At 38.9% G+C, this 24,819-nt stretch carries 22 protein-coding genes; all 22 read right to left on the bottom strand.

The window, feature by feature from the left end:
• Positions 1 to 110 precede the first annotated feature (110 nt).
• Positions 111 to 1,034: a hypothetical protein gene (locus HNQ80_RS17070; protein ID WP_184311885.1), complete on the bottom strand. Its 924-nt coding sequence runs from the start codon at positions 1,032 to 1,034 to the stop codon at positions 111 to 113.
• A 144-nt stretch (positions 1,035 to 1,178) separates the two neighbouring features.
• Positions 1,179 to 1,568: a protease complex subunit PrcB family protein gene (locus HNQ80_RS17065; protein WP_207727065.1), complete on the bottom strand. Its 390-nt coding sequence runs from the start codon at positions 1,566 to 1,568 to the stop codon at positions 1,179 to 1,181.
• 129 nt (positions 1,569 to 1,697) lie between these two features.
• Positions 1,698 to 2,792: an efflux RND transporter periplasmic adaptor subunit gene (locus tag HNQ80_RS17060; RefSeq protein ID WP_184311883.1), complete on the bottom strand. Its 1,095-nt coding sequence runs from the start codon at positions 2,790 to 2,792 to the stop codon at positions 1,698 to 1,700.
• Between the two features lie 3 nt (positions 2,793 to 2,795).
• Positions 2,796 to 6,158 carry an efflux RND transporter permease subunit gene (locus tag HNQ80_RS17055; RefSeq protein ID WP_184311882.1) on the bottom strand — a complete coding sequence of 1,121 codons (3,363 nt, stop codon included), beginning with the start codon at positions 6,156 to 6,158 and terminating at the stop codon, positions 2,796 to 2,798.
• Between the two features lie 528 nt (positions 6,159 to 6,686).
• Positions 6,687 to 7,409 (bottom strand): hypothetical protein, encoded by a 723-nt coding sequence (locus HNQ80_RS17050; RefSeq protein WP_184311881.1) that lies wholly within the window; start codon positions 7,407 to 7,409, stop codon positions 6,687 to 6,689.
• Positions 7,406 to 8,113 carry an ABC transporter permease gene (locus tag HNQ80_RS17045; RefSeq protein WP_184311880.1) on the bottom strand — a complete coding sequence of 236 codons (708 nt, stop codon included), beginning with the start codon at positions 8,111 to 8,113 and terminating at the stop codon, positions 7,406 to 7,408. The genes HNQ80_RS17050 and HNQ80_RS17045 overlap by 4 nt, the downstream gene beginning before the upstream one ends.
• Positions 8,110 to 8,964, bottom strand: a complete 855-nt coding sequence (locus HNQ80_RS17040) for an ABC transporter ATP-binding protein (protein WP_184311879.1) — start codon at positions 8,962 to 8,964, stop codon at positions 8,110 to 8,112. Before HNQ80_RS17040 ends, HNQ80_RS17045 begins: the two co-directional genes overlap by 4 nt.
• 99 nt (positions 8,965 to 9,063) lie before the next feature.
• Positions 9,064 to 9,663 (bottom strand): TetR/AcrR family transcriptional regulator, encoded by a 600-nt coding sequence (locus HNQ80_RS17035; RefSeq protein ID WP_184311878.1) that lies wholly within the window; start codon positions 9,661 to 9,663, stop codon positions 9,064 to 9,066.
• Positions 9,664 to 9,794: 131 nt separating this feature from the next.
• The gene (locus tag HNQ80_RS17030; RefSeq protein ID WP_184311877.1) at positions 9,795 to 10,310 is read right to left on the bottom strand and encodes a GNAT family N-acetyltransferase; all 516 of its coding nucleotides are present in this window, start codon (positions 10,308 to 10,310) and stop codon (positions 9,795 to 9,797) included.
• Between the two features lie 47 nt (positions 10,311 to 10,357).
• Complete coding sequence (locus HNQ80_RS17025) at positions 10,358 to 11,584, bottom strand: MFS transporter (protein WP_184311876.1); 1,227 nt, start codon at positions 11,582 to 11,584, stop codon at positions 10,358 to 10,360.
• A 214-nt stretch (positions 11,585 to 11,798) separates the two neighbouring features.
• Positions 11,799 to 12,896: an RNA ligase RtcB family protein gene (locus tag HNQ80_RS17020; protein WP_184311875.1), complete on the bottom strand. Its 1,098-nt coding sequence runs from the start codon at positions 12,894 to 12,896 to the stop codon at positions 11,799 to 11,801.
• 133 nt (positions 12,897 to 13,029) lie between these two features.
• The gene (locus tag HNQ80_RS17015) at positions 13,030 to 13,710 is read right to left on the bottom strand and encodes an alpha/beta hydrolase (protein ID WP_184311874.1); all 681 of its coding nucleotides are present in this window, start codon (positions 13,708 to 13,710) and stop codon (positions 13,030 to 13,032) included.
• Positions 13,711 to 13,895: 185 nt separating this feature from the next.
• On the bottom strand, positions 13,896 to 16,205 hold the full coding sequence (locus HNQ80_RS17010; RefSeq protein WP_184311873.1) for a peptidoglycan-binding domain-containing protein: 2,310 nt from the start codon (positions 16,203 to 16,205) through the stop codon (positions 13,896 to 13,898).
• A gap of 266 nt (positions 16,206 to 16,471) precedes the next feature.
• A complete protein-coding gene (locus HNQ80_RS17005; RefSeq protein WP_184311872.1) occupies positions 16,472 to 17,686 on the bottom strand; it encodes a winged helix-turn-helix domain-containing protein in 1,215 nt (404 codons plus the stop codon).
• 339 nt (positions 17,687 to 18,025) lie between these two features.
• Positions 18,026 to 18,478, bottom strand: a complete 453-nt coding sequence (gene rpiB, locus HNQ80_RS17000) for a ribose 5-phosphate isomerase B (protein ID WP_184311871.1) — start codon at positions 18,476 to 18,478, stop codon at positions 18,026 to 18,028.
• A gap of 55 nt (positions 18,479 to 18,533) precedes the next feature.
• Entirely contained in the window at positions 18,534 to 19,304 is a 771-nt protein-coding gene (gene tpiA / locus HNQ80_RS16995; protein WP_184311870.1) for a triose-phosphate isomerase, read from the bottom strand.
• A gap of 88 nt (positions 19,305 to 19,392) precedes the next feature.
• On the bottom strand, positions 19,393 to 20,031 hold the full coding sequence (dhaL, locus tag HNQ80_RS16990) for a dihydroxyacetone kinase subunit DhaL (protein ID WP_184311869.1): 639 nt from the start codon (positions 20,029 to 20,031) through the stop codon (positions 19,393 to 19,395).
• A 45-nt stretch (positions 20,032 to 20,076) separates the two neighbouring features.
• Complete coding sequence (locus HNQ80_RS16985) at positions 20,077 to 21,072, bottom strand: dihydroxyacetone kinase subunit DhaK (RefSeq protein WP_184311868.1); 996 nt, start codon at positions 21,070 to 21,072, stop codon at positions 20,077 to 20,079.
• A 141-nt stretch (positions 21,073 to 21,213) separates the two neighbouring features.
• Entirely contained in the window at positions 21,214 to 21,624 is a 411-nt protein-coding gene (gene dhaM, locus HNQ80_RS16980) for a dihydroxyacetone kinase phosphoryl donor subunit DhaM (protein ID WP_184311867.1), read from the bottom strand.
• 260 nt (positions 21,625 to 21,884) lie between these two features.
• On the bottom strand, positions 21,885 to 22,847 hold the full coding sequence (locus tag HNQ80_RS16975; protein ID WP_184311866.1) for a DUF5667 domain-containing protein: 963 nt from the start codon (positions 22,845 to 22,847) through the stop codon (positions 21,885 to 21,887).
• A 135-nt stretch (positions 22,848 to 22,982) separates the two neighbouring features.
• Positions 22,983 to 23,960: a YegS/Rv2252/BmrU family lipid kinase gene (locus tag HNQ80_RS16970; protein ID WP_184311865.1), complete on the bottom strand. Its 978-nt coding sequence runs from the start codon at positions 23,958 to 23,960 to the stop codon at positions 22,983 to 22,985.
• Positions 23,961 to 23,989: 29 nt separating this feature from the next.
• Entirely contained in the window at positions 23,990 to 24,718 is a 729-nt protein-coding gene (locus HNQ80_RS16965) for a glycoside hydrolase family 25 protein (protein WP_184311864.1), read from the bottom strand.
• Positions 24,719 to 24,819 lie beyond the last annotated feature (101 nt).

Below are 24,819 nucleotides of genomic sequence, written 5' to 3'. Positions count from 1 at the left end.
AGTCTTAACCTATGATCCATTTTTTGTAAACATATTTATTTACCATATTATAACCTCTCCTGACTGAATGAATAAGAACAAACTCCCTGGCATTCGCCAGGGAGTTACTATTAGAACTCTTGACCACAAGGTTTCGAAGATTCATCAATCTGATTTGGGAATAATTGTGGGAATGTTGAGCAGATTTGCTCTACATTAGCCTCCAATACTGGGAAGCCTGTAGACAATACGCAAAGCTGAACAGGTACCACAATCTTCTTCTCACAGGTCACGCAAAGAGCGATGATGAGATTTGCTCTTACGGTTCCTGTGGCAGGATCGATCATAATATCTCTTCGGATGCTATTGGTAGCCAATCTTACTTCGCAATCGATATTGCAGAATTCAGTAAATCTTGGCAAGAAAGCACTATCGAATACAGATGGCAAGCATAATTCGAAGAAGTTTGTCAAAATCAAAGGTGCAGCTGGTGTTGCAATGGGGACGATTGCTTTCAATGTCGCTCTGTTATCTCTATCACAGTCATCTTGATAGACCACATCAATTTCAACTACAACACTTCCTGTGATGGCGATATTCTGTGTTCCAAAAATAGGTGTTCCTCTACCTTCCTCATCGCACTCAGTTGTATTGGCAAAGACTAATCTCTCTGAAGCTGTACCATCGGGCCCAATTACAAGAACATCTCTCCCTGCACCATCTTCTACAAATTCAGCACCAGCCAAGGTTGTGGTTGGTGTTACGGTTAAGTTTCTGGGATCATTGATGTTTTGAGGATTAAAGAATTTTCTGCATCGAATTTCTCGAATAGCAATAATTCTTGCCCCTCTGCCTAATGCTGGTGTGAAAATTTGTCCTTCGATAGTTCTAAGCCCTTGGAGGTTAAACAATGCTGCATCATACACTTTCTGCACATAAATAGGTTCTGTTACTACATTTCTTAAAGTCCCGTCAAAACTGCAGCCTGTTGTAGCTGTACAGCATCTATCTTCTATGCCTAGGGTTGGGCCAGGAATTTTTTTATTACATGACATGGGTTCTCTTCCTCCTCTCATATTCGGGAATTTTTGGATTGTCCATTCCCAATATCAATATATGGAGGATTTCATTTTTGGTGACTCATTTGTAATAGCTTCTTTCTCATAAATAAGATATATTTTTTAGGGAAGTTAGCATTTCTAGCCCATTAAAGCCCCCTGCACATTCTTGATATCCTCGCTTTCAACTTGAATACAAGCATAGGGATACGTAAGCTTTTGTACTACCATAACACCTGGTTTTGGTCCTGTTATATGAGCAGATACATAAGCACTGTCTAAGGTTTCTAACCTTGCTTGGTCAATGACGACCTTATACCCTCCTGTAGGCCTTTCTCCACCGCTGATGAGGATGTATATCTTCTTTCCTTTTCTTTTGTAGTGAATACCTTTTTCATGACGATGGCTCTCTAACCATTGCTGAATTTGCTGATCTTGCGCCATGTCTAGACTGGTTACTTCTCTATAATGCAAACTCTTTACCACAGGTATCACTCCCCCCTCTATATTGGTTGCGCCTACTCCATTCAAAGCATATTTCTTCCCAATCTTCTATTTAAAGACAAAAACTTGAAGAGCCTTGCCTACCTTAGACCGTTTCTTACGCTTACTTCTATTTTTAGTATATGTTTATTCTTATATTTCGTCATCAAATCCTTGCTATTCCCTTATTTCTACTGGATTACCATCCATCAGTTTATCCTTTCCCACTACAATTACTTTTGCATCCTTTTCAATGCCTTCGATAATCTCCCAATCATCGTTGTCCTTATATCCTGTTTTTACTAATTTTTTATATGCTTTTCCATCCCTTTCAATAAATATGAATTGCTTATCATTTTCAGTAAGAATGGCACTCTTAGGTACAGCCATGGCTTCCTTATGGACATCCAAAAGAATTTCTACCGTTGCAAACATTCCAGGCTTAAGTACCTGATCCTTATTTTTTATAAGAACTTTTATAGGATAAGCTTTTGTCTGCTGATCAGGCACGGGTCCGATATGGGTGATCTGTCCCTCTAATACCATCTCTCCCATGGAATCTACCTTGACCACTACTTTTTGCCCCACTTTGATATTCGGAATATCTCTTTCCGATATACCTGTTTCTACATATATTTCATCTACATTCACAATCGTGAAGAGCATTTTCCCAGGACTTACATTCTCACCTATGGCAACATCCTTCTGACTAATCACACCAGAAATAGGCGCTTTAATATTCGTATAGACAAGATTTTGTTTTGCTAGCTCGTAGTTATTCTGAGCTAAATTCAGGAGCTCCTGTCCTAACGCATACTGATCTTCACTACTTTCAAAGTCTGCCTGGGACAAGGCTCCGCTTTCAAACAGCGACTTATAACGATCATAATTTCTCTTAATGCTTTCATAGGTAAGTTTTTCTTTCTTGAGGCTAATCTCAGCATTCTCATATTGAAGTCTAAACTCCGTATCCGAAAGCTTACATAAAAGTGTATCTTTTTTTATCTTACTTCCGATATCTCCATAGATTCCCTCCACAGATCCATTGATCTTAGGCGTAATCACTACTGTTTCCTTGGGCTCTAATGTTCCCGGCAAGGACAGCTTTTGGGTGAAATCCTTCACAATGATAGGACTTACTTTCACGTAGGTGACGTCTTTCTTTGCCGTTGTCTCTTCTCCAGTTTTAGCGTCCACAGGATTTGCATCTTTTGAAGCACAGCCTGTAAATATAAAACTAACGACCAATAACAGAGTTAGCAGTTTTTTCATTTCCTATGCCTCCTTTACTAGACCCTTTTCTCTTTTTATTGCTCTATTCATTTTTGATTCCTCCAATATCGTATATAACACAGGCACTACTATCAATGTAAGGATCGTAGCCATACTTAATCCAAAGATCAAAGCGTAGCCCATGGGCGCAAAGAATGGTTGTTTTATGGTAATCGGCAATATACCTCCCGCTGTTGTAATCGTGGTTGCCATAACAGGCATAAATCGGGTGATACCCGTTTCTTTCACTGCATCCTTTAGGTCATAGCCGCTCTTTCTTAAGTAGTTGATATAATCTACTAATACGATAGCATCATTTACTGCAATTCCTACCAAGGCTACTACCCCTACAAAGGACACAAAGCCGAAGGTATTGCCTGTAAGAACCAACCCTGGCATGACACCAATAAGAGCCATCGGTACTGAAAACAGAATAATAAAAGGCTGAGACAAGGAATTAAATTGTATTGCCAGTATGAGAAACACTAGAATCGCGGCAATCGCCATGTTCTTGAACATATCTGTAAAGGATTCTTCCATCTCCTGTTGTTCTCCTGCATATCCCATTGTCATGCCTTCTGGTATAGGATATTGAGCAATGGCCTCTTGAAAGGCTTTCACTACATCTCCTGGAATGATTCCTACCTCTACATCTGAGGAAACGCTGGCCTGTCTCTTTAAATCATCGTGGGCAATGGCTGTCATGCTCTGGGTTTCCACAATCTCTGCTACTTGATTGAATGGAATAGATTGACCTGTTCGGGAATGAAAATAAATCTTCTCCAGATCTTTGATCGTTTTCAGTTCTTCCTTTGATGTATGAATTACAACATCAATCTCATCCTGATTATTCCTAAAGGTAGTAGCTTTTAATCCATGGGTAGCATTTCGGATGCCTAAAGCTACTGTCATGTCATCTAAGCCCAGAAGGCTCGCTCTTTCCTTATTTACCCTTACCTGCAATTCAGGTGCACCTTCCTGCATGCTGCTCTCTACATCCCTTGTACCTTCAACGGATTTCAATATCTCTGCAAAATCTGACGCTACCATTCTAAGATCATCAAAGCTTTCGCTTCTCAGTTCTATGGAAACCGGCTTACTGGAAGGTGGGCCACTCTCCAATTCCTGTACCTGGATTTTTCCCCCAGGAATATCCTTAATGACTTCCCTAAGCTCTGCTGCTATTTCCATACTGGTCCGATCCCGATATTTCTCCTCATGGAGATCTATAATAATTCTTGCTTTATTTGGTGTGCTGCTGGAACCTATGCTGATGGTATCCAAACTGTCAGCACCCGTGATTCCAATATTGGATACAAAACTCTTGATCTCACTATACTTCAATAGTCTTTTTTCTACCTCTTCAGCAATTTGAGAAGTTACATCAATATTTGTGCCTAATGGGGTTTCAATATTGATATACAGTCGTGTGGCATCCGTAGGCGAAAACATTTCTACTTTCAAAATACCCAGTGGAATAAGAGCAATGCTCAGCGCAAAGGCCGTAAATACAGCGCCCAATACTACCCTTCTCTTCCACTTCACCCCTATGATTTGATATAAAGTATCTCCATATCTTCTGATAATCGGGTGGGATTTGCCGTCCTTTCTTCTTAAAAACTGTTTCGCTGCCATGGCTGTAGTAAATAGAGCTGCAAATACAATGGAAAGGGTACCAAAGCCGAAGACACCTCCCGTTTCATCCTTAAAAGCATATAAGGATAGGCCGCATACTAGAAAAACAGAAGCAAACTTCATTAGCTTTTCTATTTTGGGATGGCTGGCAATTTTTGCTGCACCCTTATGTTCTTTTAATACCATGCTGCATAAAGCTGGTGTAATCGTTACCGCCACGAGAAAAGAGGCCGACAAAGCAAAAATAACGGTAATGGGAATGGGTTTGATCCATGCCCCCATGATTCCTGTGGTCAACATGATTGGGAAAAAGGCCGCCAAGGTCGTAAGGGTAGACGAGGCTACGGCAGGTGCAATCTGATTGGTAGCCACTTCAGCAGCCATCTTCGCGGATAAACCCATGTGCCTCAAGCGATCTATATTCTCCATAACAACAATCCCATTGTCCACCAGCATTCCTACAGCTAAGATGAGTGAGAAGAGGGTAATACTGTTAAACGTCATCCCTGCTATATCCATAAGGCCAAAAGCAATAAAAATGGATAATGGAATAACCAAAGAAACAATCAATGCTTCTCCAAAACCGATAAATAAGAACAATACAATAATGACTAAAAGAAGACCTGACTTGGAGTTTTGCACGACAGTGCCCAATTCATCTTCAACATACACCGCTGTATCTCCACTGACCTCCACCTGTATATCCTTTGGATACAGGGTCCCTTCTCCTTGATCCAAAAGCTGATGAATCTTTTTACTGACTTTGATGACATCTGCCTCTGTCTTCTTTTTCACGGATAGGGCCACAGATTTTTTTACACTGGCTTGATCGCTTCCGATACCATAGGCCATTCTCGAATAGGAGTCGATCTCAGCATAACCATCCTCGATCTCAGCAATATCCTTTAAGAACAAAGGACTGTTTCCCATGTATGTAATGATGACATTCTCCAATTGCATTGGATCTAAAAACTCTCCCACCGTACGAATATTATAGTTCTTCTGGTCCAGAACAATATTTCCCCCAGGAAAATTCACATTCGATGATGCAATCGCATTTTTGATTTGATCTAATGATAAATTGTACACGGAAAGTTTCTGGGGATCTACAATGACCTTGATCTCTCGCTCTAAGCCTCCAATGATCTGTACTTCAGAGATTTCCTTATTCTTTTCAATTTCTTCCTTGATTTTCTCCGTGATACTTTTCAAAGTTGCAAAATCGTAGTCGCCACTGACATTGATAATCATAATAGGGGCATTATTGGTCTCTAGCCTCGATATCTGAGGTGTCTCAGCATCTTCTGGCAGCTCCGTTTGAGCTGTTGATACCTTATCTCGCATTTTTTGAAGCATATCATCCATATCCACGCCCTGCTCAAACTCTACAAAAATTGATGAGTAGCCGTATCCTGACGAAGAAGATATTTTCTTTACATGCTCAAGTTCATCCAGCTTCTTCTCAATCTCCTTGGTAACTAATGTCTCCATCTCCTCTGGACCAGCGCCCACGTAGGTCGTTAACACATGTCCATAAGGCAGTACCACCTCTGGCTCCAATTCCCTTGGCATTTCTATGTATGCTCCAATTCCCCATATAAGTATGGCTGCAATGATTAGATATACAATCCTAAAGCGATCAATAAAAAATGCAGACCATCTTCCAAAAATGTTCTTCTGTTCCTCCAACTCTGGAATATGCATAGTACTTTGCTGATCGTGTTCCTTCACTCTTTCTCCCTTCCTTCTATAAAATTTTTTATAATTCCTATCAAACTTTAACTGAATATACGTTTGTTATCCACAAACTCCCTCCTATTTTTCCAAAATATTCCCCAATATCTTATACACTTTGTATACGAAATTGTTTCACATTTGTATGGATACTTTCAAAATCTTTTTTTAATATTTAACATTTATACTGCCATATTATTCTAATATATCCATAAAAAATTAGATATATCTTAAAACAAGATTAGAATTTCATTAGAATTCAACAACGATGAACAAAGTTGCCTACCGGCAATTTGTTTTCGCTAGGAAACCCTAGGTTTCCTTCGACGGCTGCGAGGCAGCCTGAGCACCTTCCTGAAAGCGGCAAAGGGGGAATCCCCTCTGCACACCCCATATATAGGAAATCGAAGACCATAATTTCCTATATATAAAAATAAGCCTCCTATATGTCAGGAGGCCTTACATTTAGCATCTACCCAAGTGGTATCCTACAGGTATATAATTGAGAAATGTATGTTAGCAAAGCTATCTCATTCTTTTCTTAAACAAGTGAACAAGACCATAGAGCAGCCATCCATGGACAAAGATTCCCACAAGAATATGAATCCAATAAGTTCCGCTGCTATTCCCAATTGCCAAGAACGCGTGGACTGGCCAATAGAAAGGGCTTACACCTGCCAATAGGCGCCAGTTTGATTGGATAAAATAGGCTGCAATAGGAGGAATCATAAATAATCCTAATCCTTTTGATAAAGCCAGCCCCTCTACCTTGTTTGCAGCAAAGCCTGCTAGAAATAAGGCAATAATAGGTGCTTCCAGACCAGACATTATCGCAATGGGCAGCAGCGGAGCAAAAGATATTTTCATTAGTCCCACTAGTGGTAAGGTGATAAGCGCATATAAAAAGCTGATGATCACAGGAAAAGCAATCCGATACATCATGTAGCCTTCTGTCCCCAGCGGTGTAACGATCAAGGTCATATATACCTGGTCATCTCTTTCATCTAACAGCAAAAATCCCGTAATCATTCCCATAAGCATAGAGGTCATCAAAAGAATAAACGCTACGATTAATGAATAGTACCTGCTTAGATCAAAGTAAGGTGCCGCATAAGCCGATACTGCGGGCAAGAACCAATGCATGCCAAAGGAGAGAAGTAAAGGGCCAACCAAGATAAAGATTAACATCGGTTCTCTGATGATATTTTTCAAATCGTTCATCGTCAAAATCAATATTTTTTTCATCATGATCTTTCTCCCTCCTTTAAGATCATGAAACGATAGAAGGCTCGATGGGCCAGAGGATAGGCTATGAAAATCCATAGAATTAAGTATCCTATACCATAACCAAGCTTCCACCATTCTGTAGACTGAAAAGCGCCTCCAATCAATATGAGAGAAGCATGGGTTGGAAACAAATAAAATATCCAGTTCTGCCACAGCCCAAAATAGCTAATCAACGGTAAAAATAAAAATGTCATATAAATTATTGAAGATAATATATATCTATTCACGGTCTGAAATCGCGCCACAGCAATGAAACCTACAAGAATAAAAAAGCTGGATGTCAGTATAATTCCTATGGTCAACTGTATTCCATGGACCAGATCTCCATAAGAAAATAATGTAACAATAAAGCTTGCCATTAACGCTAAAAGTGTTAATGAGATCATTTTAGATAGAAGATACTCTCCAATTCTTAATGGTGTAGCAGTTATATACTCCAGGGTGTTCTCTCCCTTTTCCAGCAAGACCAACCCCCCGATGAAAAAGAAGCCGAGCATGGATGGATCTGAGAATACAATCATAGGAGTCACTATCTTAAGGCTCTCTGATGGAAGCTGTTTTAGCAGCAGTATATATACAGCTGTAACAATTGCATATACTGTATAAAAACCATATTTCACTTGCAGATATAGGTCAGCCTTGATACAAGCACGCAATCTTCTCACGATAGTCCCCTCCCAGTTGTTTGGATAAAAATATCCTCTAAGGTTGCTTCCTGGGTATGCATTGTTTTGATAGGCTTATTCTTTATTAATTGAATAAAAGATTCGTTGAAGCCTATCTGATCTAAATCAAAATCTTTTTGGACTGTAAAACGATCTTCCAAGTATTCAACTCTTACTTTCCTTTGTCCCCACTGAACCTTCAGTTCCTTTGGAGAATCAATCAACTTAATCTCTCCATCTACAATAAAGGCCACTCGATCACATAATTCGTCGGCGACAGCCATATTGTGGGTTGTTAGGAATATAGTTTTTCCTTCCCTCTTTTTCTCTAAAATAATCTCTTTGATCGTTTTGGAATTAACAGGGTCTAACCCTGATGTAGGCTCATCTAAAAAAATCAATTCCGGTTTATGCAAGAGTGATCGAACAAAGTTCAAGCGCATCTTCATTCCTTTGGAATACTGGGATATCCTTAGGTTTCCTTTGTCCTCCAACCCAACCATCTTTAGGAGCATCATGGGATCTTCCGTTTTTCCACTATAGAAGGATTGTATTAATCGAAGGTTTTCCAAGGCCGTAAGTTTTTGGTAAAGGTTTGGAAGTTCGAAGGAGACACCTATCTTCTCATAGTAATCTCTGCTCCATTCCTTGATTTCCTTATCCATAATAGATACTTTCCCACTGTAATCCTTTAGCAATCCGATGAGAATTTTTTGGGTAGTACTTTTCCCTGCCCCACTAGGCCCCAAGAAACCAAATATTTCTCCCTGCTTTATGCAAAAGCTGATTCCCTTTAAAGTTTCTTCCTTTGTCTTTGGATAGATAAATTTCAGATCTTTTACCTCAATCATTACCCTTGCCTCCTTAAGTTGCTACTTTATTCCCCAGTTATAAACGATCGCTTGATCTTTTTTAAATCAAAAAAATTTCTTATTTCCTTATTTCTATTCTCAACCCAAATCTGCAACACCTAGAATATAGAACAGAACATAATCTGCTACTAGGCTCTCCATTTCTGATTTCGAATATTCCTTTTTCAGTATATCCAAAAGGCCATCCAAGAATCCGGAAGCAATGGCACGAGAAAAATATGGATGAAACTGTCTTTGAGCGGATTCAGAAACAACTTTTAGATGATTTTCAAAATGAACCGTAATGAACACTAGGATTTCCTCCCTTACATGTTCATATTTTGTACCCTTGCTTCCATCAATTAAAATAACGAGACCTTTACTAAAGGCTTTATCAAAACCTTTCATGGCCTCATGAATTTTATTCCGCAAATCTTTAGATATTTCGAGATGAATACCGTGTTCCACTTGCTCCTGATGGTGGTCACTGAATAAATCTATAAAGTTCTCATATACAGGCGTAGTAATGGTATAAAAAAGTTCCTCTTTGTTTTGAAAATAATTATAAAAATTTCCGATAGTCGTTCCTGCTGCCTTGGCAATTCTACGTATAGATGCTTTTTCAAAACCATGCTGGAAAAATTCATCGGCAGCTTTGTTGATAAGGGCTTCTCGCACTTCTTCCTTTTGCACTTGCATTAAAGATCACCTGCTCTTTTTTAATCAGTATATCATGAAGTTACTCCCTTAGCAATAGCTTCTAACAGAAACCAATGATTTATCCACAAAATAAAAGCTCCATAGATTTATGGAGCTAACCGGTAATATACCTACTTGGCTTTTAAATACTCTTCTTCTAGGATTGACATGATCCATATCGATTCATAGCGTCCCTTATACAGAACACATTCCCGCAGTAAGCCTTCCTTTACAAAACCTTCTGATAGATATAACGTTTGGGCACGGAAATTATGTTGTCGTACATCCAGCCATAGTCGGTGGGCTTTATATTTTTCAAAAGCCAGTACCTTGATTAAGCGTAAGGCCTCCCTCCCAAAACCTTTCCCCTTCTCTGTTATGACAATTCTTCTTAACTCTATACTTTTATGGATGCTCTCAAATCCAGCAATAATCGCATAACCAATGGCTCTTTTCTCAATCCTATCTTCAATAATCAAATGAAGAATATCCTGGTCCTTCATTGCATCTTGGTGCTGCTCCTTTGTCCATTGGGCTACATACGGGCTATTCTCCGTTCCCTGTTCAGCCTCCAATACGTAGCTAAGATCGTTTTCTGCTGTGGTTCTTATTAAAATCCTATCCGATTGTGAGATCCAATCCTTCATTTTTTTCTCCCCTTTACATCTAATGATATATTACTACGCTGAGTAGGTTAGTTATTCTTAACCTTTGTCAAGACCCATCCTCCAATAATGAAGAGGAGAATCAAACTAAATATTCCTTGCTGAGAATTTCCTGTCATCTGAGATACTACGCCTACCAAAAGAGGACCCATGAAAGCAGAGAATTTTCCTAAGATATTATAGAGTCCAAAATACTCAGAAGCGTTTTCTTTTGGAATAATCTTTCCAAAAAATGATCGGCTCAAGGCCTGCATGCCTCCTTGTGAACTGGCTACAAGCATCGCCAATATCCAATAATCGAATGACGTCTTGATAAAGTATGCGTAGACCGTTGTTAAGATATATACCCCTATTCCCACAAATAGCATCGTTCTAGCAGAGAATCGCTGGGCCAATTTTCCGTAAAGGATAGCAAACGGGAACGCTACAAATTGAACAACCAATAGAATGATTAGCAGAGTATTTCCATCAATCCCCACATCTCTGCCATAAACCCCAGACATTTTAATGATGGTAGAAACACCATCGATATAGAAAAAATAGGCAATCAAGAATAAGAAGATGTTTTTATTCTTCTGTACACTTTTTAAAGTTCCCCATAATCTTCCAAAGCTTTCCCTAATGGGATGGTCAACGGGTTCAATGTAATGCACTTGTTTTACGTCCCTCAACATGGGAATGGTAAAAACAAACCACCACAGCGCTGTAATCACAAAAGATAACTTCGTGGCTGCAACTGTGGATCCTAAGCCGATAAGCGAAGGCTTCATAATGAAGACGATGCTGATGATGAAAGGAATGGTGCTTCCAATGTAGCCAAAACCAAAACCCAGTGAAGATACCCAATCCATTCTTTTTTCATCAGTTACATCTACAAGAAAGGCATCATAAAAAATATTAGAACCTGCAAAACCTACGGCTGTCAGTCCATAAATGATGATACACTTTAGCCAATCTCCTTCATTTAAAGTAGCTAGAAGAGTCGTAGTAATCGTACCTAGAAGAAAAAAGAACACAAAGAATTTTTTCTTCTTCCCTCGATAGTCTGCGAGGGTTCCTAAAATGGGCGCCAGCAAGGCAACCAGAAGCGTAGCTATGGCATTCCCATATCCCCAATAAGCTGTGGAAAGACTGGCCTCTATCCCCTTAGATACCACATCTTTGAAAAAAATAGGCAAAATCGCTGTGGAAATCGCTATGGAATAGGCTGAATTTGCCCAATCCTGTAGAATCCAGCTTCTTTCCTGTTTTGTCATCGTTTGATCATCCCTCTTTACAAAATTTTTATGCGCTATATCCTTCTGTAGAAATTGCAGCAATTGAAAAATAGGTTTGCTTAAAGTTATGTTAATAATCCATATTCAACATTAAAAAAATGTTTCCTTTTTCAAAACCAAATATTTTTCTCACATTTAAAAAATTTAAGGACAGTTCCCCTATCTCCAGGAACTGCCCTTTATTCACTAATCGCTATGACTTGTAGGTAAGCAGAGGGTTTAAGCTGGCTATCAACTGAATCATCTTTGCTTCTAGCATATCCTCTATTACCCTTTCAATATTCTTATATGCCTCCGGGGCCTCCTCATAAACAACATTTTTGTCCCTATAAATCAAATTGCTCACCAGTTCATGGTGTCTAATGGCTTTCTTTGAGTATAAATTCTCTAGTTTTTCCTTACAACCAAAGCGAGACCACTTTCTCCCAGCACCATGGGAAATAGAAAATCCATATTCAACTAGGTTATCCATGGGCTTGACGATGTAGGATTTAGAACCCCTGGATCCTGCAACCACCACATATCCTGCATCAGAAGGCGATGCTCCCTTTCGATGAATATAGTGGACCTCTCCTTGAATTTCTTTCTTAAAAATACCATTGTGCACGCTATCGAGAAGCTTCTGATTCGCCTTCCCACTGATTATATCTACGATTCTATGGGCGATCAACTCTCTGTTCAGCTTTGCATATTCCAATGCCTTATTATGATCCTCCCAATACAAAGCAAAGGCCTGACTATCAGTAGATAAACCATTCTGACAATGATATTCTTCAATGTATTTCCTAAGAACAAATTCTCCATAGTTTCTAGACCCGCTGTGCACCAAAAGATAGACATGTTCTTTGTCTATCCCGATTTCATCCATCCCTTCAGGATCATAGATCTGAGCAATTTCCTGAATCTCAGCAAAATGATTTCCCGCACCAATCGTTCCTAACTTTTCTTTGAAAGGTAGATCTATAGCCCTTGTATAGATGGAGATATCCACATTCTCAATACCATCTATCTTTTCCAGCTTGTTCTTAATCTTTTCTACTTTAAACTTATTTCTCTTCAATCCTGTTGCAAAAAATGCCATTCCACATCCGATATCATTGCCAACGATATGGGGATATACAACATCCTTTGTAATATAACTGGCGCCCACTGGTGTCTTGCCTACATGCAAATCTGGCAACCCAATGGCTTTTATAATACCCTTTAATTGGGCAATCTGATGTAATTGCTCGATAGCATTGCTTTCAATCCATGACTTCTCTGTCTTTATAATTTGAATATTTTTCTCCATATTCTCTCCTTTATCTCTTATATTACGATATCCTATGGGAGAGAACGGAATAAGACTTTGATCATTTCTCAGTCCTATTAAAGCTCTCTCCCCTTATTATTCTTTATTGTCATACAAACCACATCCCTTCAAATTATTCAATCTCGTTTATGAACGTCCATATATCCTCCATCACCTTTGATGCTGAGGAGCTTCGCAGAATTAAATGACCACCATGATCATAAAACCTTAGCTTTTTCCTTTTTCCACTCATTCTTTCATGGATATAGCGGGCACTCTGCTTCCGCACCGTATCATCGTCTAACGCTTGTGTCACAAATAGTGGACATTTGACATTTCTAATAATCGGTTTCGTCCGGGTAAGTAACAATTTAAAGTGAAAAAGAGCTGATAGCGTTGTGTTCCCCGATGACTTCATATATCGATGAATATTTGTATACTCCTTATTTCTTAAATCATGGACAATATTGAGGTAGATTCTTTTAAAGTCCCAATAGTATATGGGCGTATTAATTGTTATTAATCCACTTACATTATACTTGGAAGCCAAATTGATTGCAATCAATCCTCCCATGGAAAATCCAATCAAAAAAATATAATCGTGGGATTCAAGTAATTCCATTAAGGCCATTTCTGCAGAATCTAACCAGTCATGATATGTGATACCTCGTAGATCTTCTTTTCTTCCCGTGTGACCTTTTAAAGCAGGGCAGATTACACCATAACCCTTACGCTCAAGGTACTCAGCCAAAGGACTTACTTCGTAAACACTTCCTCCAAACCCATGAATCAATAAACATCCGATTTTCTTCATCTTGACTCATATTCCTTTCCTAAATGGGTATTGTTTCTGATCAACAAATACATATTTCTAGCCTGCCCAATTTATATCTTTTCTTTCATCTTAGAAAAAAGCCAGGAACAATCGCTCCTGGCTTCCACTTTTTATGGATTACCCGCTTTGGGGTTCCTATATTCTTTTTAAAACTACATCAACTACTACTTCATTAATTCTTTCACACCTGATACAGAGCTTTTCTCATCCATTGTGAAAGTATCCATGGCTTCTTGTGTAGCGAAGTAGATATTTCCTTTAACTTCACAATTTACTAAAGAGAAGTTATTGGATTGAACAAAAATATTGCCAACAAAAGTACCATATTGAAGAGTAGAATTTGGACTCTTAAATGTGATAGATGGTGCTGTTAAAGTAAAGCTGTGAGTTGCTTTCTTCTTATCATTTGGGTCGTTATGCGTATAAAGACCTATTTTACGTTTAAAATCGTTTTCTGGCAGGTTCTTGTCTCTAAATTCACCTTCTACCACAAGAGCTTTATCAATTGTCAAGTCTCTTAGTGGGCAAACAATCCATGTACCATCTTTGCTGATTGCTTTTTCAAAAGCAGCACCATCATGTACAAGTGAAGCTGTTGCAACAACATCTACGTCTGCCAATATTTTATTTCCTGTTACAGAGCTTTTTTCATCCATAGTAAATGTATCTTTTGCCTCTTGAGTAACGAAGTATACATTTCCATCAACTTTAGCATCTACCAATTGGAAATTTGCTGCGTAAACGTACAGGTCTCCCTTGAATGTTCCGCTTTGGATTCTAGCATTTGGACTCTTAATTGATAATTTTGGTGCTGTTAATGTAAATCTAGCTGTTACATTTTTCTTGTCGTCTTGAGTATAAAGGGCTATTTTACGTTTAAGATCATTTTCTGGTAAGTTTTTATCTCTAAACTCACCTTCTAAAACAAGGTTCTTGTCTGTAGTTAAATCATTTAATGTACAAATGATCCACTTACCATCTTTGCCTATCGCCTGCTCAAAAGCAGCAGCATTATCTACGATGGAAGCAGATGCAACGGCATCTACTGCAGGTGCGCTTTGAACAGTTTTTGCAGCAGCAACGATTGAAGAAAGATATCCATGAGTATCAGCCAATGTAGCACCACTCACTACGTCAACCATTTCCTCTTTGCTCTTTGTTGAAAGTGTTCCTTCCAATACGGCTACTGTTTTTCCGATGGCATACGCTTGAACAGCATCTAAATTCTTATCGATAGCGATTGTTGCCCCGCCTTTTGTTTTCATGTTTTCGCTGTAAGAAGCTACATTTGCTCTCTTAGATCCTAATACTTGGGCTGGATCTGCATAGTTCTTTCCAAAATCACTATCTGAGTTTGGAACAGCTTTTGTTGTAGCTGCCGCCATGAATTGATATTCATCAATGGAAACACCAACGATTTGGTTACCTGATAATACAACTACTGTATCTGCAAAAGATTTTGTTCCATGAGGCGCATATTGAGTTCTTCCTATTTTCAAGCCAGTCAATGCTGCAGCATCTAGCTCAATGGAACCGTTTGCTTTTGCTTCTTTTGCAGCCGCAACGATTGAAGAAAGATATCCATGAGTATCTGCTAATGTAGCACCACTCACTACGTCAACCATCTGCTCTTTTGTATTTTTAGCAAGGATTCCTTCTAACTCTGCCACTGTTTTTCCGATGGCATAAGCTTGAACAGCATCTAAGTTCTTATCGATAGCGATTGTTGCGCCACCTTTTGTTTTCATGTTTTCGCTGTAAGAAGCTACATTTGCTCTCTTAGATCCTAATACTTGGGCTGGATCTGCATAGTTCTTTCCAAAATCACTATCTGAGTTTGGAACAGCTTTTGTTGTAGCCGCCGCCATGAATTGATATTCATCAATGGAAACGCCAACGATTTTATCCCCTGCCAATACAACTACTGTATCTGCAAAAGATTTTGTTCCATGAGGCGCATATTGAGTTCTTCCTATTTTTATAGTTGTTTTACCTGTTGTTGCAACTGGTGCTGGTGCTGGAGCTGGTGTTGCAGCAGGAGTTGGTGTCGCAACCGCAGCAGCGTTTAATTTTTCCATCATTGCTGCTCCAACGATACCATCAACTGTAAGACCATTCTTGCTTTGATAGTCCTTCACTGCAGCTAAAGTTAACTGTCCAAATACACCATCCGCTTTAAGCTGATAACCTTTTCCGTTAAGTTTCGTTTGTAGATCCTTAACAGCGCTACCTTTAGAACCTAACTTAAGTGTTGTAGCTGTGGCAGTTGGTGTTTGAGTAGTTTTTGTTGTTGCTGGTTTTGCCGCTGGCTTAGCCGCTGGTGCTGGTGCTGGCTTAGCTGGTTCTGGAGTCCATGATGTAGCTGCTGCTACAACATCTACTCCCTTTTGCTTCAATGTCACGCTATCCGCAGCCAATGCAACTGAAGAAAACATGAATGAAGCGCATACTGTTAATGCAATTGCCTTTTTCAATTATTACACCCCCGTTTAATATTGTTTACATTTATATTACAATAATATTACATTCGCCGTAGAATTAACTTTTCCTTCCAAATGTTAATTATTAATTTAACATTTTTAAATTTTTTTTCATTTTGTATGTTTTTTCATTAAATTATATTTAATAATTTATGTATCCAATCTTTATTTACAGCTCGTACTATAATAAACATACGATACGTATCCACGAAATATGCCTTATCCAGTTAAATTATTTTTAAATTGTATTCATTCACCCTTCAAACAAACCTAAGCCAATCAAGATTTTCGATTGCATTTCCTTCCCCATTCAACGCCACCTTCCTTGCCCCCAAGTAGTCCGCAAATTCCATAAGACATGTTGAAACAGCTTCCTGTAATTCTCCAGTAATCAATACGTCAGGCTCCCACCACCAGTTGAAAATCTCCAATACCCCTGTTTTCTTATGAAATTTCGGCTCAAATCTAGCAACAAATTGATCTCCATATAAAACAGGTAATATATAATAGCCATATTTACGTTCAGAGGTCGGCTTATATACCTCCCAAATGTATTCAAATCCGAAAATTTCTTTTATTAATTTTCGATCCCACAGCAAATTATCCAAAGGAGCAATAAAGGATACCCTAAACTCCTGAAACTCCATATTCAATATCTCATATAGCAGTGGTATATCCTCTTTTCTTAGATACAGTGGGTACTCGATATCCTCGACATCAATGTCAACAATCTCCCCTTTTTCTTCTAACCGGATCAAAGCTTCTCCCCTTTCCTTGCTTTTCATCCAGTGTATACCAAGCCAAGCATCGCTAGGCCGCCCCCACAGGAGTCCAAGAGCTCCGATTCTCCTTTTTATATGCCATTCAAAGTATGCTTCGATGCTTACATTTGGATCTGACTTTGATCGTAGTTCATAGGGAATATATTTAGCTGTAAAATCATAAAACTTTCGGGTTCCCATTTTATGATGAACAATCAGTTCACCCCAGAAGTACATACTTTCTAAGGCAGCTCGCGCAATACGGGTAGGCGCCCAAGCCCAATCAATCATTCCATCAAAGCCTAAATCTAAGGAAGATAGAGGACCTTTTTCCTGAAGAACTTTCCGTACCTTTTCTAATACTGCCTCCATCTCCTTGAACTTATCTCCGTATCGATCAAAAGCTTCTTGACGATATCTTTCAAAATAGGGCCAATCCCCTACTGGATAGATTGCCATATTTTTATCCCATCCATCGAGTAGCTTGCGATCTACATATAGAAGTTCCTGCAAATACGCCATATTATAATTCTTAATGCGAGACTGCAGTACCAAATGAGAATTATACCCCACCACGTCCAGGGGATCATATTGTATACAGCCTACCTTTCTGATATAGTCAAGAATCCCTTCCTTCCCTTGCAGCTTTTCAGGAAAAAGAAGATTTTGATGTGCAAGCATATAACGTCTTGCTTGTTTCTTTGTTATTCTCATAATCCATACCCCATTTCATCCTTAGCACTTTCTTTGAAAGTTCTTGCTATTTCGAATGTTTTTATACATATATTACCATACAATAACAAAGTATGCATTTTTATATTCAAACTCTATTTCGTATTAAATAAAATATGCGACATATCGTAGAGGCGTGCATTGCACGTCCGTTCTGCCTGGTAATGACCCCATCATTGACGCCCAATGGGCGCCTCTACGGAACATCTTATGTCACATTTTTCTACAAACGAACAATCATATTATTAAAAATATACTATAAAAAACAACCCCACTAAGTCCTGTAGGGTTGCAATGGATGGATTTCTTGTTTTTCAATATTTATTTCTGATGATAGATACCATCAATCTCATTAATAAGATCCACCTTTGGCTTTGATCTTCCTCCTTGAAATTCAGATGCAAGCCAGGCGTCAATCAACATTTTTGCCAACTCTGGACCGATTACCTGTGCTCCCATGGTTATAATCTGGGCATCATTACTTTTTATTGCTCTTTCCGCTGAGAAAACATCATGACAGGTGGCAGCCCGAATGCCAGGAACTTTGTTGGCAGTGATGGCCATGCCAAGTCCAGTGCCACACAACAAAATTCCTCTATCATATTTTCCATTAGCAATTTCCTTTGCCACTGTATGGGCCACATCAGGATAAAGTACCTCTTCTCCCTCATGACATCCAAAATCCGCGAATTCCACATCAACCTTTTTAAGGTGATTTATAATGATCGTTTTCAGCGCATACGCATTTTGATCACATCCGATAGCAATTCTCATCTTCCCACTCCCTATACCTCACATACATCGTTTGAAATAAAATCTCTCATTCTATTCATCTTTGATATTGTAGAACAGCCCGTGTAATTTTTTCAAAGCCTTCAGCTTTTAATCCGAATCTTCCGATGAACAAACCATCTATATTTTCTTTCTTAGCTAATTCCGTTGCATTCTCTGGACTTACAGATCCACCGTAGATAATGCGAATCATATCTCCAGATTCCTTTCCATATTCTGCTTGGAGAACTTGTCGCAAAAAGCAGTGAACATCTTCTACATAATCAGATTTTGCCGCTTTCTCTTGCCCAATTGCCCAAATAGGTTCATAAGCCAATATGACCTTTTTTCTTTCTTCTTCATCCAGGCCATTCATGGCCCATAGTATTTGGGTTTTTAATTTTACATCACTTAATTTCTCATCCTTTTCCTCTTTTGACTCGCCTATACAAACTACCGGAATCATGTCATGAGCTAAGATAAGCTTCACTTTCTTGGCCACCATCTCATCTGTTTCATGAAAAAAATTCCGTCTCTCAGCATGACCAATTTCTATATATCTGCAGCCTAATTCCCTCAAGATTTGAGGTGGTACCTCTCCCGTAAAGGCGCCTTTATCTGCATGGGAAATATTTTGTGCCCCCCATTTGATATTGCTGTCTTGAAAAATATCAGCAATTGCAGGAATCAAGGGATAAGTAGGCAGAATAAAGATTTCAACACTTTCCAAGTGCCCTACCCTTTTTTTGATTCCCTCCGCTAATTCTTTTCCCTCAGACATGGAGTGGATATGGGTCTTCCAACTGGCGCCTATGATCTTTTTTCTCATGTCCAAGTCACCTCTATCGTTCAAGTCTTAGGGGAATAGATAGACCAATTGTCGACTTTATATCGTCAATTGGTCTCTTCCCTATTGGTTATAGATTGTTATAGAATATCTCGAGCATTAGCACCGCAGAGGCTGCACCTGGGTCAAGATGTCCGATAGCCCGCTCTCCCAATCGCATGGCCCTGCCCTTCTTTGCAATCAAAGGAATGGTAGCTTCTGATCCTTGCCTAGCCGCATCCACAAATCTCTCAAAAGCTTTTTTCAGTGCTGCGCCTTCTGCCATAGACTTTGTAAATTCATCCAGGCCTGGGCGAAGGGCATCCACCATTGTCTTCTCTCCCACAACTGCTTTTCCCCGCATCTCAATGGCTTCAATTCCAGCTTTAAACATATTATAAAATTCTACAAAGCTTACGGACTCTTTGCCACCTGCTTGTTCAGCGAACTTCATAAAGAAGCTTCCATATAGAGGTCCAGCCGAGCCGCCTACCTTTCCTAACAATGCCATCCCCATTTTTTTGAAGAGAAACGTTAAATCCTTCTCCTTCCAATCCCCTAGATTCTTCATGACTTCACGAAAGCCAATACTCAAATTGATACCATGGTCCCCGTCTCCAATATCAGAATCCAGCCCGCTGAGATAATCCCTTTTTTCTTCTATCATTTGGGCTAAGTCCTCGATTACTTTTATAAAGTAACCCTTATTTATTAAAAATTCTTCGCACATGCTTTCGTCTCTCCCCCTCAGACTTCATTTCCTCAAAACCATTGCTTATTTAATGACACAGTAAGGTGCGTCACATGGATAGTCTACCAACTCTTTCAATTCATCATCCAACTTCATCAAGGTAATAGACATCCCTGCCATATCCATGGATGTTGCATAAGGACCAATGAAGGATTGATAAATCTTGATGCCTTTTTCCTCTAGCACTTGTGCTGCTTTTCTAAAACAAATATGTAAATCCATTAATGGTGTTGCACCCAAACTATTTACAAGGACAGCCACTTCATCTCCTGCTTCAAAAGGAAGATCCGCAATAACATATTTCATGATTTCATCCACCACTTCGTCCGCTGGCGCAAGCTTCGTTCTTTTTACCCCTGGCTCACCATGGATTCCCATGCCCACTTCCATATCTCCATCTTCCATTTCAAATATTGTCTTCCCAGTTACAGGCAAGGTTGAGGAAGATAAAGCAACGCCCATAGATCTAGTATTATCATTGGCCTTGATCGCTGCTGTTTTTACTTCATCAAGATCTGCTCCCATGGCTGCTTTTGCTGCGGCAGCCTTAAAAACAAAGAAATCTCCTGCCACACCCCTTCTATCAGAAATATTTTCTGAAGAATAAACATCATCTGTAATTAATACCGTTTCTACCCGGATACCATCGTCAGCAGCCATCTCGGCACCCATATCAAAGTTCATAACGTCTCCTGCGTAATTGCCATACATATAGAGGCAACCTTTTCCAGCATCTACTGCTTTTACAGCATTATAGCAGGGCTCTGGTGATGGTGAAGTATTGATGTTTCCGATTACTGCAGCATCGGCAAATCCTTCCCCCACATAACCTAAGAATAAGGGTTCATGTCCTGAACCGCCACCAATGATGATACCCACCTTATCCTTTACTGGTGCCTTCACACTTACTACAACCCGTCCATCTTCTTCCAAAAGTTTTACATGATTGGGAAAAGCCTTGGTATAGCCCTCCAGCATTTCCTCCACCACATCATAAGGATTGTTAACCAATCTTCTCATTTTCTTATCCCCCTTTAATTATTATTGAAGTATATTTAAAAGCTCCTTTTGTGTCCTTTTATAAAGTTCCCATATATTCTTATTTACCTTGTCCCCAATATATGATAGTCCTGCCTTTTTTTTATAATTTTCTTCCTGCTTTTATATGCATCCATCGAATTTCTGCAAATTTCTGCTTTCCATGGCCGTTATGATAATATTTTCAAGGTTATCTGTTATGGTAGCCTGAATCGTTGCAGCGATTACGCCTTCAACCAATGGTGCATCTACCATCCGTACCTTTTCCTTTATTTTCAAGTCAAGCATATCCACAGCCATCTCTGCATTCATGGCTGCACTTCCCATATCCACAAATATTAATACAATCTCTTTGAAACTGACTTCTTCAATAGCTTCTCTTATTTTAAAGGTACTGGTTCCAATTCTGCCATCATTTTCTTCAACACCACCTGCTGCTTTAATCAAAATGCTGCCATTATTCATCTCCTCAGCAATTTCTTTAATTCCCTCTGCCACCTTTTGACTATGTGATACGATTACAATTCCTATCATTACCCTTCCCCCTATGCACAAAATCTACCTATTTCGAACCACTCTTTTTATTACTTGTCCCTTGCTAAAAGATGTATTCACTTCCTAGTGCAATTATGCCCTCACTGCACAAAATCTATAGAATATTTATGTACTGTACACTGCCCAGATTAAGCCTATACAAGATCTTTGCTCTTCTTTGCCCCATAAACGTCAAAAAGACAGGTCCCTCATCGAACCTGTCTTTCTTACATATGTCCAGTATTTTCTAACCAATGACTCTATTCATCTTTCTTATCCTTCTTGCTGTCCTTTTTTTCCTTTTGTTCTTTTTGTTGTTGCTTCTCTACTTCTTTTTGCTTTTTCTCTTGTGCTTTATTTATCTTTTCTATTTTCTTTTCTACTTGTTTTGTTATTTTCTCAATTTCATTTGTTCTCTCATCAGCAGCTTTTTCTGCCTCATCAGCCTCAGTTTCTTTTGCCTCTTCCAACGCTACTGGTACATCTTCAAGATCTGTCTTCGCCTCTTTAATCTGGCTCACTTGCTTCTTTTTATTTGCTTTCATCTTCATTTCAGAAGGATGAATACCTAATTCTTTTGCAATCTCACCAAAGCCTTTGCCTTCGACAGTAATCATGTCTGCAATTTCTTCTACAGATTTTCCACTGGCATCTGCTAGTGAGAATACCTTTGCGATTTGTCCATAGCCCAACTTCTGTTCTTCCCTCAATATCTTTACTTTCTCCATATCCAAGTCTCTTACCACATTGGCTACTAGGTAAGCACTATCTCTCTTTTCGCCTAATTTTTCTTTTTGTTCGTCCGTTATCACTGCTTCTACAGATTCGATAACCTCAGTCGAGTCTTCCAACTGAATGCTTAGGGCCTCTTTCGCTGCACTGTCGATACTTTCCTTTAGTATTGCTTCTGATACCGTCTCGAAAGCCTCCTCGATTTTCTCCCCATATGCTTCCATGGCTTTTTTAACAAATTCAACCTTATCCTCTTCTGTCATTTGTTTCGCTTCTGCCAATCTCTCCTGGGTAATGGCAAGTAGAATCTCCGCTTTTCTTTCAATATTTGATGTCAATGAGAGCTGAATATCTTCCACTAACTGATCTACAGTATATAATGGACTATCCGGTGTGATGCCTGGATTTACAGTGTTGTTTATCTCATCTGCAAATATAGGCGTAACGCTTAACAATCCTGCCACAAGCCCTGATATAATTACTTTTTTCATATAAAAGTCCTCCCTTTAGCTATATCTTTTTCTTTAGTAAAGGATACGTCATATTCTTTTTATTTGGGACCTGTTTTCTATATATCTCTCATGGCAGGTTTTTCTAGATCCACTATATTCTAAAAAAATATACGACTATGTTAACCGCTTGTTTTCTAGAATATCTTTCACGAAGGCCATTCTCCCGTAAGTGGACTCTAGATTTTTTTGCAGTATAGTATTGTCTTCATTATGATGACGAGTTAATATTTTAAGTCTGTTTGGAACGACTCGAATATTGAGAGGGAATGCTGGTCCTCCTTCACCATCTAGATCCGTACCAACATCCCCATCCGTATGAATCGACAAGTACTGTGTTTTAAAATGAATGACGCTGTTATTATTCACATGTTCTCCACTGATTGCTGCGAGAAGCAAAGCCCCTAATTCATAGATGGGACATTTCTTGAAAATAAAAACGTCTAGCAATCCATCATTGATGGAAGCAGTGGGTGCAAGTTTATGAAATCCACCTGCTGATCTACCATTCATGATCAGCATAAAAAGTATCTCGCCATCATAATGCATATCTTCACTATGGACTTGAATATTCACTGGTTTCACTTTGGGCAATTCAGCAATACCATGTAAATAATATGCCAACACCCCTAAATTGTGTTTAAGTTCCAGATTCGTTCTTTGACTGATATCAATCAATACACCCAGACTTGCAACATTAATGAAATATCTATCATTCACAAGCCCTACATCCGACAGCGTATAGTTATCTCTAAGCAAAATTTCTACGATTTCTTCCATTTCACGGGGTAGGTTGAAATATTGTGCATAATCATTGGCTGTTCCAACAGGGAAGATTCCTATGGGCAGATGAATATCATATTTCAGGAGACTATTCATCACTTGATTCAGCGTGCCATCACCACCTGCAATGAGTACTTTTTTATATTCCTTTTCATCCATCAGCGAAATCATCTGGTCTAGCTCTTCTCTTTTATTGGTTCTATAGGGCTCTATTTGCAAGCCTTGCTGTTGAAATTTGTCAATGATGTAATCCAGATGATTTTTAAAAGTTCCGTCCCCTGAAACCGGGTTATAAATTAGTTTTACTTTCATATTTTTACCTTCCCTTTTATGTACTTAAATTAATCTTTATTGGGGCTCAACAGCTTCTCCAATTCCGTTAAATCACTATGAAACACATTCACATCCACATAGCCCTCAATACCATCTATTTTACCACGATTAGAATATTGCCAAAATAGCCATTCCCTACCATTTTTAAAGCTTGGTTGCTTCACAATATCTCTGATCCAAATAGGATATTCTAAAAAATCCCCTTTTATAAACTGACTATACGAATCATAGGTAAGATATAAAATGGGTTCTTGTTTATAGTGTTCCTCTATGCTATGAATAAAATTTCGTAATTCTTTTTTTACCACTTCTGGACTGGGAACTGATTTTGAATTGCCATCAAACTCTAAATCTATAACAGGTGGAAGTACCTTGTCTTCAATTGGAACGGATCGAATAAAATTTGTCGCCTGATCACTCCCTGCACTTCCAAAGGTAAAGAAATGATATGCCCCTCTGATCAATCCTGCTTCTTTCGTCTTTACCCAGTTTTCTTCAAAAAGCCTATCTTTAAAATCTTTTCCTTCCGTTGCTTTAATAAATACAAATTTAATGTTTTCATCCTTTACCTTATCCCAATCGATCTCATTCTGATGGTGTGAAATATCGATTCCATGTACTGGGTACTTACTAGCGAATATACTATTTGGCCATATTACACCTGTATATATCAAAGCAGTTATTGCTAATGCAGCCAAGATGGTTACTATACTTATTTTAAAGTGCTTTTTCTTCATCCCATCACCTCTTTCTTTTCCATATCTATTTAATTCTTAGCTTTTCTCATATATCCTTCAATATCAATGAAAAAGACAGGTTTTCACCTGTCTTTACACTT

The organism is Anaerosolibacter carboniphilus (assembly GCF_014205875.1).
GTDB lineage: Bacteria > Bacillota > Clostridia > Peptostreptococcales > Thermotaleaceae > Anaerosolibacter > Anaerosolibacter carboniphilus.
Note: the sequence above shows the minus strand (reverse complement) of the source record. Positions and strands in the feature narration are given on the sequence as shown.